Annotated in this window: 12 protein-coding genes; 6 read left to right on the top strand and 6 right to left on the bottom strand. The window is 69.3% G+C overall.

The annotated features are described in order from the left end of the window. Positions 1 to 46: 46 nt before the first annotated feature. Together IE212_RS30560 and IE212_RS30555 are read left to right on the top strand one after the other, a co-directional pair. Entirely contained in the window at positions 47 to 1,015 is a 969-nt protein-coding gene (locus tag IE212_RS30560; RefSeq protein WP_190201210.1) for a diacylglycerol/lipid kinase family protein, read from the top strand. A 317-nt stretch (positions 1,016 to 1,332) separates the two neighbouring features. Beyond that, on the top strand, positions 1,333 to 1,590 hold the full coding sequence (locus IE212_RS30555) for a WhiB family transcriptional regulator (RefSeq protein ID WP_003992873.1): 258 nt from the start codon (positions 1,333 to 1,335) through the stop codon (positions 1,588 to 1,590). A 203-nt stretch (positions 1,591 to 1,793) separates the two neighbouring features. Here IE212_RS30555 and IE212_RS30550 read toward each other — a convergent pair whose 3' ends face one another. Continuing rightward, a complete protein-coding gene (locus IE212_RS30550; protein ID WP_190201237.1) occupies positions 1,794 to 3,260 on the bottom strand; it encodes a sensor histidine kinase in 1,467 nt (488 codons plus the stop codon). A 384-nt stretch (positions 3,261 to 3,644) separates the two neighbouring features. After that, positions 3,645 to 4,343, bottom strand: a complete 699-nt coding sequence (locus IE212_RS30545) for a TetR/AcrR family transcriptional regulator (RefSeq protein WP_190201209.1) — start codon at positions 4,341 to 4,343, stop codon at positions 3,645 to 3,647. Positions 4,344 to 4,662: 319 nt separating this feature from the next. Between IE212_RS30545 and nagB the strand changes: the two genes are divergently transcribed. After that, entirely contained in the window at positions 4,663 to 5,448 is a 786-nt protein-coding gene (gene nagB / locus IE212_RS30540) for a glucosamine-6-phosphate deaminase (protein WP_190201208.1), read from the top strand. Between the two features lie 138 nt (positions 5,449 to 5,586). On the opposite strand, the gene IE212_RS30535 is transcribed toward nagB, so the two are convergent. The 4 genes from IE212_RS30535 to IE212_RS30520 all read right to left on the bottom strand — a co-directional run bounded on the left by IE212_RS30535 (position 5,587) and on the right by IE212_RS30520 (position 10,312). Next, positions 5,587 to 7,122, bottom strand: coding sequence for a glycoside hydrolase family 3 protein (locus IE212_RS30535; RefSeq protein ID WP_190201207.1), 1,536 nt, complete (start codon positions 7,120 to 7,122; stop codon positions 5,587 to 5,589). A gap of 9 nt (positions 7,123 to 7,131) precedes the next feature. Beyond that, entirely contained in the window at positions 7,132 to 7,971 is an 840-nt protein-coding gene (locus IE212_RS30530) for a carbohydrate ABC transporter permease (RefSeq protein ID WP_190201206.1), read from the bottom strand. Further along, complete coding sequence (locus IE212_RS30525; protein WP_190201205.1) at positions 7,968 to 8,957, bottom strand: carbohydrate ABC transporter permease; 990 nt, start codon at positions 8,955 to 8,957, stop codon at positions 7,968 to 7,970. Before IE212_RS30525 ends, IE212_RS30530 begins: the two co-directional genes overlap by 4 nt. A 71-nt stretch (positions 8,958 to 9,028) precedes the next feature. Then, entirely contained in the window at positions 9,029 to 10,312 is a 1,284-nt protein-coding gene (locus tag IE212_RS30520) for an extracellular solute-binding protein (RefSeq protein ID WP_190201204.1), read from the bottom strand. A gap of 310 nt (positions 10,313 to 10,622) precedes the next feature. Here IE212_RS30520 and IE212_RS30515 point away from each other — a divergent pair, with 310 nt between their 5' ends. From IE212_RS30515 to mctP, 3 genes are all read left to right on the top strand, one after another. Further along, positions 10,623 to 11,387, top strand: coding sequence for a GntR family transcriptional regulator (locus IE212_RS30515; protein ID WP_190201203.1), 765 nt, complete (start codon positions 10,623 to 10,625; stop codon positions 11,385 to 11,387). 109 nt (positions 11,388 to 11,496) lie between these two features. Next, entirely contained in the window at positions 11,497 to 11,760 is a 264-nt protein-coding gene (locus IE212_RS30510; RefSeq protein WP_190201202.1) for a DUF3311 domain-containing protein, read from the top strand. Next, positions 11,757 to 13,385 carry a monocarboxylate uptake permease MctP gene (gene mctP, locus IE212_RS30505; protein ID WP_190201201.1) on the top strand — a complete coding sequence of 543 codons (1,629 nt, stop codon included), beginning with the start codon at positions 11,757 to 11,759 and terminating at the stop codon, positions 13,383 to 13,385. The genes IE212_RS30510 and mctP overlap by 4 nt, the downstream gene beginning before the upstream one ends. The last annotated feature ends 50 nt before the right edge of the window (positions 13,386 to 13,435 follow it).

Below are 13,435 nucleotides of genomic sequence, written 5' to 3'. Positions count from 1 at the left end.
GACCTCGGTCTGTGCCGGGTACCACCCAGTAGGTACGCTGCCAGTCATGCGTGCACTCCTCGTGGTCAATCCGGCGGCAACCACCACAAGTGCGCGCACACGCGACGTACTGATCCACGCGCTCGCCAGCGAGATGAAGCTGGAGGCGGTCACCACCGAGTACCGCGGGCACGCCCGCGACCTGGGCCGGCACGCGGCGGAGAGCGACGACATAGACCTGGTGGTCGCCCTCGGCGGTGACGGCACGGTCAACGAGGTGGTCAACGGCCTCCTGTACGCCGGCCCGGCCCCGGGCCACCTCCCGGGACTCGCCGTGGTGCCGGGCGGCTCCACCAACGTCTTCGCCCGGGCCCTGGGCCTGCCGAACGACGCGGTCGAGGCGACCGGCGCCCTGCTGGACGCCCTGCGCGACGGCAGCGAACGGACCGTCGGCCTGGGTCTGACCACGGGTACGCCGGGCACGGAGGACGAAGGAGTGCCGGGCCGCTGGTTCACCTTCAACGCCGGGCTCGGCTTCGACGCCGGTGTGGTCGGCAGGGTGGAACAGCACCGTGAGCGCGGCCGGAAATCCACACACGCTCTTTACGTGCGCCAGGTCGTGCGCCAGCTCCTGGGTGAGCCGGACCGCCGGCACGGGAGCATCACGCTGGAGCGGGCCGGCGAGGAACCGGTCACCGATCTGGTGCTGTCCATAGTCTCGAACACTTCCCCATGGACGTTTCTGGGGAATCGCCCCATCTACGCGGCGCCTAAAGCCTCGTTCGATACCGGTCTCGATCTCTTCGGTCTCAGCAGTCTGTCCGCCGTGGCGGTTGCCCGGTATGGCACCCAGTTGCTCACTTCGTCCCCCGAGCGGGGACCCCACGGCAAGCACGCCACCTCTCTGCATGACTTGACCGAGTTCACCTTGCATTCGAAGGTGCCACTCCCCCTCCAGATGGACGGTGACCACCTGGGGCTGCGAACCAGCGTGACGTTCACAGGCGTACGTCGAGCACTGCGTGTGATTGTGTGAGCAGAAGGGGCTAAAGTCCTTTCACTCGAACGTTTAGGCCAGGATCCACCCCATGGAAGTACGGCTGTGACCTAGTCGACACCGAAGAATCAAAAAAAACTTTCCAGAAGGGGTTGTATCCCCGGCTGAGGTTTGCGAGTCTCTACGTGGCGATCGGGACGGCCCGCAACACCGGCCTCCACTGGTCACCAGAACCCCTCTTCAACTCACAGGAGCTCGCCAGGGAACTGGCGGGCGGCCCTTCACTTGTTGAGGGATTCGTGAAAGCGTTCACATTCACAAGCACCTGCATGTAATACCAAGGAGAGGTAGCAGCCATGGACTGGCGTCACAACGCCGTTTGCCGCGAGGAAGACCCCGAGCTCTTCTTCCCCATCGGCAACACCGGTCCTGCGCTGCTGCAGATCGAGGAAGCCAAGGCCGTCTGCCGTCGCTGCCCGGTTATCGAGCAGTGTCTGCAGTGGGCGCTCGAGTCCGGCCAGGACTCCGGCGTCTGGGGTGGTCTCAGCGAGGACGAGCGCCGCGCCATGAAGCGCCGCGCCGCTCGCAACCGGGCTCGTCAGGCCTCCGCCTGACAACCCACCCCTACTGACAGCCTGAGCTTGGCGGCGCGCACAGCGAGTGCGCATCTCCCGCCCCCGAGCCGCAGCGCGCAGTTCCCCCGATGCGCTTAGTCAAGCAGCAACGAGCTTTAGCCCCGGGCCGATTGATGGCCCGGGGCTCAATGCTTTTCACGGCCCGTTCCCGAAGGGGCGGGGCTCGCACGCAAGGGCACGGCTCACTTCTGAGCCCGCACCGGGATGTCAAGGATCACCCTGGTGCCTCGCTCAGGCGCCGGGACCATGTCGAAGGTGCCGCCCAACTCGCCTTCCACCAGGGTCCGGACGATCTGCAGGCCGAGGTTGCCCGCGGTGTGCGGGTCGAAACCCTCCGGCAGGCCGACTCCGTCGTCCTGGACGGTGACCAGCAGGCGGGCCTCCTTCGTGGTGCCGCCACGGACCGCCGACACTTCGACCGTGCCGGTGTCGCCCTCGGCGAAGCCGTGTTCCAGCGCGTTCTGCAGAACCTCGGTCAGCACCATCGACAGCGGGGTGGCGACCTCGGCGTCGAGAATGCCGAAGCGGCCGGTGCGCCGGCCCGTGACCTTGCCCGGGGAGATCTCCGCGACCATCGCCAGCACGCGGTCGGCGATGTCGTCGAACTCCACGCGCTCGTCCAGGTTCTGGGAGAGCGTCTCATGCACGATCGCAATGGATCCCACGCGCCGCACCGCCTCTTCGAGAGCCTCCCTGCCGCGATCCGACTCGATGCGCCGGGCCTGGAGACGGAGCAGCGCCGCCACCGTCTGGAGGTTGTTCTTGACGCGGTGATGGATCTCGCGGATCGTTGCGTCCTTGGTGATCAACTCGCGTTCGCGGCGACGGAGTTCCGTGACGTCCCGCAGCAGGACCAGCGAGCCGATGCGGGTGCCCTTGGGCTTGAGGGGGATCGCTCGGAACTGGATGACCCCGTCGTTGGCCTCGATCTCGGTCTCGCGCGGCGCCCAGCCGCTGGCGACCTTGGCGAGCGCCTCGTCCACCGGCCCCCGGGTCGGGGCGAGTTCGGCCGTGGTCCTGCCCAGGTGCTGGCCGACGAGATCGGAGGCGAGGCCGAGCCGGTGGTAGGCGGACAGGGCGTTCGGGGAGGCGTACTGGACGATGCCGTCGCCGTCGACCCGGATCAGGCCGTCGCCCACGCGGGGCGAGGCGTCCATGTCGAGCTGCTGGTTCGCGAACGGGAAAGCACCGGCCGCGATCATCTGGGCGAGGTCGGAGGCGCTTTGCAGATAGGTGAGCTCCAGGCGGCTCGGGGTGCGCACGGTGAGGAGGTTGGTGTTGCGCGCGATGACGCCGAGGACGCGGCCCTCGCGCCGCACCGGGATCGACTCGACCCGGACCGGCACTTCCTCGCGCCACTCCGGGTCGCCCTCGCGCACGATGCGGCCCTCGTCGAGGGCTGCGTCCAGCATCGGGCGGCGGCCACGCGGGACGAGGTGGCCCACCATGTCGTCCTGGTACGACGTCGGGCCGGTGTTGGGGCGCATCTGGGCGACCGAGACGTACCGGGTGCCGTCGCTGGTGGGGACCCACAGGACCAGGTCGGCGAAGGAGAGGTCGGAGAGCAGCTGCCACTCCGAGACCAGCAGGTGCAGCCACTCGAGATCGGTGTCGTCGAGCGCGGTGTGCTGGCGTACGAGTTCGTTCATGGAGGGCACGAGTGCGAGCGTACCCGGGGGTTTGTACGGCTCTGAAATGTACGGGCCCGGACCGATGGGGGCCGCGGAACACCCGCGGGCCGCGGCGCCTGAGAGGGACCCTCAACCCTCCCGGCACCGCAGCCCGGAGCAGCAACGGCCGTGGGGTGTGCGGTCCCGGTCGGCCGAAGGACGAGGATCCGGGGCAGTCAGGGCAGAGAGCCTCGGTTCCTCTGTCCGCCTTCCTGTGCGGGGAAGGCGGAGGCTGGTGCGCGCTTCACGCGCGCTCTCGTCACGCATTGTGGACTAGACCACTCGGGGGTGTCCATGCGTGGGAGGCTGTTCGTTGTTGTTATTTTCGCGGCTCGTCGGACGCATCGACGTCCACCAGGCAGACTAACCCGTGTGGGTTCCTGTGCGGGGCCAGATGGACATGGCAATTTCCGCGACCGCCTCCAGTTCCTCCCGGCTCGCCCCGTCACGTGCCTGTTGTGACATGCCCTGGATCATCGCTCCGGTGTGGCGGGCCAAGGCCGCGGCGTCGATCCCCGGAGGCAGCACGCCGGCGGCGACATCGGCTCTGATACGGCTCTCGAACGCGGCGATGTCGGCGTTGCGGCGGTCCCGCAGCGACTGTTCGACCTCGGGCGTCGAGCAGTTCGCGGCGGCGTGGACGACCAGGCAGCCGCGCGGGTGCCCGGGTTCCGTGTACGCGGTGGCCGCCTCGCGCAGGGTGCGCTCGACGGCGCCGCGTGCGGTGGGCTCCTCGGCGAGGGCCCGGTCGGCGAAGGAGCCGTATCGCGCGCCGTAGACGCTCACGACCTCCTCGAAGAGGGAGCGCTTGTCACCGAAGGCCGCGTAGAGGCTGGGGGCACCGATGTCCATGGCACGGGTGAGGTCCGAGACGGAGGTGGCCTCGTAGCCGTGCTCCCAGAAGGCCAGGAGCGCCTTCTCCAGGGCGGTTTCGCGATCGAAGGAGCGGGGGCGGCCGCGGGGCCTGCCCCTGCCGCCGACCGTGCCGCCGCCTTCGTTCCCCGCCGCGCGGGGGCCTGCGGCCCCGGCCCCCTGCCCCTCGGCGGCTCCGTCGTTCACCATGGGGTGCATTTTATAGCGAGCACTAGAGAAATATCCGCGGGCTGCGGTACGGTCATTTCTGTAGCGACCGCTAGAAAAATAAGAAGGGGGCGCCGCCGTGGGCGTACGTGCGAGCAGGACGACACCCGTCGCGGGGACGGCATCCGTCCGGGATATGAGCCGTTCACCCGCTGGATACCCGGTGGGCGCGGCGCGGCCGCCTGCCCGGGAGCGCCGGTTCCCACCCTGGGAATGGCGGTCCCGCTCTGTTAGATTGGTCTAAACCATACGACCCTACCTGTTCCGTCCAAGGTGAGCATTCTCAGATCGGCAGGCCAGCGTGGAAGTTGTCATCGTCCCGGACGCCAAGGCGGGCGGCGAGCTCATCGCCGAGGCCATGGCTCAGCTGATCCGGCGCAAGCCCGACGCTCTGCTCGGCGTGGCCACCGGCTCGACGCCGCTGCCCGTGTACGAGGCGCTGGCGGCCAGGGTGCGCTCAGGCGCCGTGGACATGACGCGGGCGCGGGTCGCCCAGCTCGACGAGTACGTGGGGTTGCCCGCCGACCATCCGGAGTCCTACCGCTCCGTGCTGCGGCGCGAGGTACTTGAGCCGCTCGGGATCGGGATGGCCCGGTTCACGGGACCGGACGGCACGGCCGAGGACGTGCAGGGAGCGTGCGCGGCCTACGACAAGGCTCTCGCGGACGCCGGAGGTGTGGACCTTCAGCTGCTCGGGATCGGGACCGACGGGCACATAGGGTTCAACGAGCCGTGCTCGTCGCTGGCGTCGCGGACCCGGATCAAGACGCTGACCCAGCAGACCCGGATCGACAACGCGCGTTTCTTCGGCGGCGACATCGACCAGGTGCCTCACCACGTGATCACGCAGGGTATAGGCACCATTCTGGAGGCCCGGCATCTGGTGCTGATGGCCACCGGCGAGGGCAAGGCGGATGCGGTCGCGGCGACGGTGGAAGGACCGATCGCGGCGGTCTGCCCGGCGTCCGCGCTCCAGCTTCACCCGCACGCGACCATCGTCGTCGACGAGGCCGCCGCGTCGAAGCTGAAGCTGGCGGACTACTTCCGCCACACCTACGCGAGCAAGCCGGAGTGGCAGGGGATCTAGCGCCCGCCCCCCGGGGTCTGTGTCCCCCTTACCTGTTCGCGCGGTTCCAGCAGGCCCGGCCGGCGCCGTTGGCCGGGCTGCTCCGCGAACGTCGAGTCCTCAGCGCGAGTCCGGGGCCCGGCGCGCCGGGGCGCTGCCTTACGCCCCGGCCGGCCCGGTGACTCCGGCGATCACCTCGGCCGCCGCCCGGCCGCAGACGCGGGCCGCGCCGTGGGTGGCGATGTGAAGGGCGCCGCGCGGGGCGGCCTGGGGGACGCCCATCTCGACGACGATCGTGTCGGGGCGGGTGGCCAGCAGGACGTCGAGGGCGGAGGCCATCCAGGGGTGGCGGTGTTCGTCGCGGACGACGGCGACGATGCGGCGGGGGCCGGCCGCCTCGAGGGCAGCTCGTCCGGCGCTCTCCCCCTGCGTGCCGTCCTCGGTGAAGCTGCCCGTCACCGTGCCGGGCAGGAGGTGCACGAGTTCCGCTGCGACGCCCCAGGGGGTCTCGTCACCGACCGCGATGTTGGCGACGGGGGTGAGGGCGGCGACGTAGGGCGGTTCGGTGAGGGGTGTGAAACTCTCCGGGCCTCCCATGCCCGGTGCGACGGTCACCGTGAGGGCGCGGCGAGCGGCGTGCATGCCGATCTCACTGTCCCGGGCGTCCTCGGGCACGCGGGCCGCCGTGCTCGCCCAGCGGGCCAGTGCGCGGACCCGCTCCGCGGCGTCGGCCAGGCGTTCCTCCGGCAGGTCACCCGCGCGCACCGCCGCGACCAAGGCGTCCCGCAGCCGGAGGACGGTCGCGTCGTCGGCCAGGCCACCGCCCACGCAGATCGCGTCGGCGCCGGCGGCGATGGCGAGGACGCTGCCGCGTTCGATGCCGTACGTCCCGGCGACGGCCCGCATCTCCATGCCGTCGGTGACCACGAGACCCTCGTAGCCGAGTTCTCCGCGCAGCAGGCCGGTCAGGACGCGGCGGGAGAGCGTGGCGGGTCGGTCGGGGTCCAGGGCCGGGACCAGGATGTGGGCGCTCATCACGGCCCGGGTGCCGGCGGCGATGGCCGCGCGGAACGGGGCCAGTTCGCGCTCGGTCAGCCCGGCGGCGGAGACGTCGATACGCGGCAGGTCATGGTGGGAGTCGACGGCCGTGTCGCCGTGGCCCGGGAAGTGCTTGGTGCAGGCGGCGACCCCGGCGGACTGCAGGCCCGTCACATAGGCCGCGGTGTGACGGGCGGCCAGTTCGGTGTCGGCGCCGAAGGAGCGAACACCGATCACCGGGTTGCGCGGGTCGGAGTTCACGTCGGCGGAGGGGGCCCAGTTGAGGTTCACGCCGCAGTCCGCCAGCCGGCGGCCCAGTTCGCGGGCGACCTGGTGGGTCAGCTCCACGTCGTCGACCGCGCCGAGCGCGTGGTTGCCCGGGAAGGAGGAGCCGGTCCGCACCTCCAGGCGGGTCACGTCGCCGCCCTCCTCGTCGATCGCGACCAGGACGTCGTCGCGCTCCGCCCGCAACTGGGAGGTCAGCGCGGTCAGCTGGCCGGGCGAGGCGATGTTGCGGCCGAACAGGCCGACGGAGGCGAGGCCCTCGCCCAGCCGGCGCAGCAGCCAGTCGGGGGCGGTGGTGCCGGTGAAGCCGGGCTGGAGGACCGTCAGGGCGTCACGCGTGAGCGTGTCGGCAGCGCTGGCGAGTGTCGACATGGGGCGGGGTCATCCCTTCACGGCGCCCGCGGTCAGACCCGCGGCCATCTTGCGCTGGACGAGGAGGAACAGGGCGACGATCGGCACGGCCATCATCGTGGCCCCGGCCATCATCGGGGCGTATTCGGTGCCGTGCTTGGTGGTGAAGTTGCCGAGCCAGACGGTCGCGGTCTGGTTCCTCTGGCTGAGCAGCATCAGGGCGTACAGGTACTCGTTCCAGGCCTGGATGAAGCCGTAGACCGAGGTGGCGACCATGCCGGGCGCCAGGAGCGGGAAGACGACCCGGAGGAAGGCGCCCGTGCGGGAACAGCCGTCGACCATGGCGGCCTCCTCCAGTTCCTTCGGGATGTTGACGATGAAGCCGCGCAGCGTCCACACCGTGAACGGGAGGACGAAGGTCAGGTACGTGATGATGAGGCCGGTCAGCCGGTCGTACTGGCCCAGGTCGTTGAGCAGCAGGAACACCGGAATGATCATCGCGACCAAGGGGACCATCTGAACCGCCAGGATCCCGACGATCACGATCTTGCGGCCGCGGAAGGCGTACCGGGAGATGGCGAGCGCGGCCAGCAGCCCGACGGCCATGCCGATGACGACCACCGCCAGCGACACCACCAGGCTGCGGCCCACCGGGCCCCAGAAGTCGGCGATGTCGAGCGCCCGGCCGAAGTTGGCGAAGGTGATGCCGGTCGGCAGCAGGCTCGGGTCGGGGTCGATGGCGTCCTCGGCGGGCTTGAACGCCGTGTCGAGCATCCAGTAGAGCGGGAAGCCGGCGGTGGCGAAGACCAGGAGGCCGAGGAGGTTCCACCAGAGCTTCGGGGCCCGGCGGCCCGTCAGGGTGCTGCTCATTCGACCTCTCCGATCTTCAGCATCTGCCGCATGTAGACGGCGACCACGCCGAGCAGCAGCAAGACGGTGATCAGCGCGATGGCCGAGCCCTGGGCGTAGTCGTTGACCACGAAGGCCCGGTCGTAGGAGTAGGTGTTGAGGACCTGGAACTCGGGCTCGGGGTGGCCGCCCCGCATGACGAACACCTGGGGGAAGACGCCCATGTCCCAGATGACCGACAGGGTCGTGAGCATCACGATGACCGGTTTGAGGACGGGCAGGGTGACGTAGCGGAAGACGCCCCAGGAACCGGCACCGTCCAGGCGGGCCGCCTCCTCCAGTTCCCTCGGGACCTGGGTGAGGCCCGCGCTGAGGGTGATGACCACGAAGGGCACGGCGCCCCACACCACCAGCAGCATGATCACAGCAAGCCCCTCGGGCCCGCTCGCGAACCAGTTGTGGCCGGTCATCTCGACGCCGGGCAGCTTGCTGAGCAGGGCGTTGAAGACGCCGTAGTCCGAGTCGAAGAGCCACTTGAAGACCGTGGTCGCCACGATCACGGGCATGCCCCAGCTCGCCACCAGCACGATGTTGATGAGCACCTTCAGCCAGCCGGAGACCCGCTGGAGCAGCAGGGCGAGCGCCATGCCGATGACCATGGTGAGGACGACGGCTCCGGCCGCGAAGACGAGGGTGCGCAGGACGACGGCCCAGAACACGCCGTCGCCCAGCACCTTGGCGAAGTTGTCGAATCCGACGGTCTCGGCGGGCTGGAAGCCCCAGAGCTGGGACTGCCCGAACCTCTGGAAGGACAGGGTGACCAGGCGGGCCAGCGGATAGCCCATGACCGCCGCGAGGACCAGCAGGCAGGGCGCCAGCAGCAGCCAGGGGACCGCGGCCCCGCCCGGCGTGCGCCGCTCGCGTGGCCGCCGGTCCGCGGGAGGTGGCGGCGGTGCCTGCCGCGGTGGCGGCACCTTGGCGGGGGTGGTGGTGTCTGCGGCACTCATCGCGTGCTCCTTGGCGGTCCCTCAGGTCTGAAAGGCGGCGGGGCCCCACCGATGAGGAGCCCCGCCGGAGGTCACTTGGTGTTGATGACCTTGTCGATCGCGGTGTCCGCCTCCTTGGCGGCGGCCTCGACCGACTTCTTGCCGGTGCCGATGCTCTGCAGCATGGTCTGCAGGATCTGCGCCTTCTCGACCTGGCCCCAGCCCGGCGCCATCGGGACGAACCAGTTGGACTCGGCCGCGATGGCCGGGACCGCCGTCTTGGGGTCGTTCTTGAGGGTCGCGAGGTCGGTCTTGTTGTTGGGCAGGTTGCCCTTGGCCATCAGACCCTTCTGGCCGGAGGATCCGGTGAACGCGTCGATCCACTCGGCGGCCAGCGCCCGCGCGTCCGACTTCACCGGCACGGCGAGGTCGGAACCGCCCAGGAAGACGGGCATGTTCCTGCCGGAGGGGCCGGGCATCACGAAGTTCTCGAGGTTGCCCTTGAGCTTGCCGGTCTTGTCGTTCTTCGGGTCCTCGGCGGTCGCGCCCTCCCACGCCGCCGCGAAGATCATGGCGGACTTGCCCTGGCCGTAGACGATGTAGCGGTCGGACTCGTCCTTGGTCTTGTCGCCGTGCATGTACCTGTCGACGACGTTCTTGAACTCCTTCAGGCCCTTGAGGGACTCGGGCGAGGAGAGCGACGCCTTCCACTGGCCGCCGGACTCGGTGGCGATGGCGCCGCCGGCGTCGTAGACGAAGGACATCGCCGCGTACCAGTCGCGGGTCGGCTGGTACCAGGCGCTGAACTTGCCGCCCCGCTTCTTCTGGATCTTGTCCAGCGCGGCCGTCAGTTCCCGGTACGTCTTCGGGGGCGTCTTCACCCCGACCGAGGCCGCCACGTCCCCCCGCCAGTTGGCGACCCGGCCTCCCGCGTAGTACGGGACGCCGTAGGTCTTGTCCTCGTAGGTCACCGAGGCCTTGAGCCCGTCCAGCCAGGCGTCCGAGTTGTCGAACTCCGACGCGTCGAGGGGGGCGAAGGCGCCCTTGACCATGTAGCCGAGCATCTCGGTGTTGCCCATCTCGACCACGTCGGGGGCCTTGTCGGTGGCGAGGACGGCGTCGAGCTTGGCGTTCTTGTCGGGCCAGCCGTAGTACTCGTGGTTGATCCTGACGCCGGGGTGCTTCTTCCGCAGCGCGGCGTCGGCGGCCTTCACCAGCTCGGGCCAGTTGTTCTGGGCGTCGACGGTGAGCCAGACGGTCAGCTCCTTGGCGTCCGCGCCCTTGTCCGAGCCCCCGCCGCCGCCTTCGCCCCCACACGCCGCGATGGAGACCACCATGCCCGCGATACCGATCGCGGATATCAGCTTGCGCTTCACGCCACCCTCCTCAGGGATGCCGGACCCCCCTGCTCCCCGCGGTGAACGTGGGGCCAGGACCTGGACCAATGGTTTAGACCAGTACCGGGAGCTTGGACCAGACCAGCAGGCCTGTCAAGGGTCGTGATACGGCGCTGACCAGCCGTTATGCGACCTACATATGCAGGGATCTTTAAGTAAGAAGCCAGCGAAATCCCGGGTCGGCACGGCATACTGCGGGTAGACCACAGAGATCGCTGGACTAGACCAAACAAGACGCCGACGGTATACAAGTGGGATCGTGTCGGCAGAGCAGCCGGGAAGGCGGAGCATGAGCACCGACGTCAGCAGTGCGGGGAACGAGAACGGCACGCCCGTCCGTACCGCACGCGTGCCCAAGTACTACCGCCTGAAGAAGCACCTGCTCGACATGACCGAGACCCAGGCACCCGGCACGCCGGTCCCGCCCGAGCGCACGCTGGCGACGGAGTTCGACACCTCGCGCACCACCGTGCGCCAGGCGCTCCAGGAACTCGTCGTCGAAGGCCGGCTGGAACGCATCCAGGGCAAGGGCACGTTCGTCGCCAAGCCGAAGGTCTCGCAGGCGCTGCAACTGACCTCCTACACCGAGGACATGCGCGCCCAGGGACTCGAACCCACCTCGCAGCTGCTGGACATCGGCTACATCACCGCCGACGACCGTCTGGCCGGGCTGCTCGACATCACACCCGGCGGGCGCGTGCTGCGCATCGAGCGGCTGCGCATGGCCAACGGCGAACCGATGGCCATCGAGACCACCCACCTGAGCGCGAAGCGCTTCCCGGCCCTGCGCCGGTCCCTGGCGAAGTACACGTCCCTCTACACCGCGCTCGCCGAGGTCTACGACATCCATCTCGCGGAGGCGGAGGAGACCATCGAGACCTCGCTGGCCACCCCGCGCGAGGCCGGGCTGCTCGGCACGGACGTCGGCCTGCCCATGCTGATGCTCTCCCGGCACTCGCTGGACCGCGAGGGCAGGCCTGTGGAGTGGGTGCGTTCGGTGTACCGCGGGGACCGCTACAAGTTCGTGGCACGGCTGAAGCGCCCCCAGGAGTAGCACGCGGTCCGGGCACCGCATTGCGGACGAGGGGTTCCGTAGGCGGCTCTCCCTGACCTAGATTGCCTGCGCATTGCAAAGGTGATCACCGAGGGGACGGAACCGCCTGATGTCGCACACCCCGGAAGTCGGCAGAGCGGTGGTGACGCCGATGCGCGTCGTCATCGCACTGTGTCTCGTAGCGCCCTTCGTGGCCATGCTGTGGGTCGGCTCGTACGCCAGGACCGGCCCGGCCTTCATCGGGATCCCGTTCTTCTACTGGTACCAGATGGCCTGGGTGCTGATCTCCACCGCCCTGACGATGGTCGCCTACAAGCTGTGGCAGCGTGACCAGCGCGCCCGCTCGGCCGCGAAGGGCGGTGCGTCGCAGTGAAGGACGGCGTGAACGGCGTCGCGCTCGCCGTCTTCATCCTCTTCTTCCTGGCCGTGACGGTCATGGGCTTTCTGGCCGCCCGCTGGCGCAAGGCCGAGAACGAGCACAGTCTGGACGAATGGGGCCTGGGCGGCCGCTCGTTCGGCACCTGGATCACCTGGTTCCTGCTCGGCGGCGACCTGTACACGGCGTACACCTTCGTCGCCGTGCCGGCGGCGATCTACGCGGCGGGCGCGGCCGGATTCTTCGCCGTGCCGTACACGATCCTGGTGTACCCGCTGATCTTCACCTTCCTCCCCCGCCTGTGGTCGGTGTCCCACAGGCACGGGTACGTCACGACCTCCGACTTCGTACGCGGCCGCTTCGGCTCCAAGGGACTGTCGCTGGCCGTGGCCCTCACCGGCATCCTCGCGACGATGCCGTACATCGCGCTCCAGCTGGTCGGCATCCAGGCCGTGCTGGACGTGATGGGCGTGGGCGGCGGCGAGAACACCAACTGGTTCATCAAGGACCTGCCGCTGCTGATCGCGTTCGGCGTGCTGGCCGCGTACACCTACTCCTCGGGGCTTCGCGCTCCCGCGCTGATCGCGTTCGTGAAGGACACCCTGATCTACATCGTCATCGCGGTGGCGATCATCTACATCCCGATCAAGCTGGGCGGCTTCGACGACATCTTCGCCAAGGCGGGCGACGCCTTCAGCCAGACCAACCCGGCCACGGGCGCGCCGCGCGGTGCGCTGACGCCGCCGGAGGCGGGCCAGTGGACGTACGCCACGCTGGCGTTGGGCTCCGCCCTGGCCCTGTTCATGTATCCGCACTCCATCACGGCGACGCTGTCCTCGAAGAGCCGTGAGGTGATCCGGCGCAACACCACGATCCTGCCGCTGTACTCGCTGATGCTGGGCCTGCTGGCACTGCTCGGCTTCATGGCGATCGCGGCCGGCATCAAGGTGCAGAACGGGCAGCTGGCGATCCCCCAGCTGTTCGAGACCATGTTCCCGGACTGGTTCGCGGGCGTGGCCTTCGCGGCGATCGGCATCGGCGCGCTGGTACCGGCGGCCATCATGTCCATCGCGGCCGCGAACCTCTTCACGCGCAACATCTACAAGGACTTCATCAGGCCCGACGCCACACCGGCGCAGGAGACCAAGGTCTCCAAGCTGGTGTCGCTGCTGGTGAAGGTGGGCGCGCTGGCCTTCGTCCTCACCATGGACAAGACGGTCGCCATCAACTTCCAGCTGCTCGGCGGCATCTGGATCCTGCAGACCTTCCCGGCCCTGGTCGGCGGCCTGTTCACCCGCTGGTTCCACCGCTGGGCGCTGCTCGCCGGCTGGGCGGTCGGCATGGTCTACGGCACGGTCGCCGCGTACGGCGTCGCCTCCCCGACACAGAAGCACTTCGGCGGCTCGGCGAAGGAGATCCCGGGCATCGGCGAGATCGGCTACATCGGCCTCACGGCGTTCGTCCTGAACGTGGTGGTGACGGTGGTGCTCACCTTCGTCCTGAAGGCCGTCAAGGCCCCGGACGGCGTCGACGAGACCAAGCCGGAGGACTACACGGCGGACGCGGGCGACCCCGGGGTCCAGGTGGAACTGCCGCCGGCGACGGCGGGCACCTCGCACTGAGCCCGGCGCAGGACGGGCCGTCGGGAGAGCACCCGGCGGCCCGTCGGCGT

This window comes from Streptomyces djakartensis (assembly GCF_014651075.1).
Taxonomy (GTDB): Bacteria; Actinomycetota; Actinomycetes; order Streptomycetales; family Streptomycetaceae; genus Streptomyces; species Streptomyces djakartensis.
This window is presented reverse-complemented; position numbering and strand designations above follow the sequence as displayed.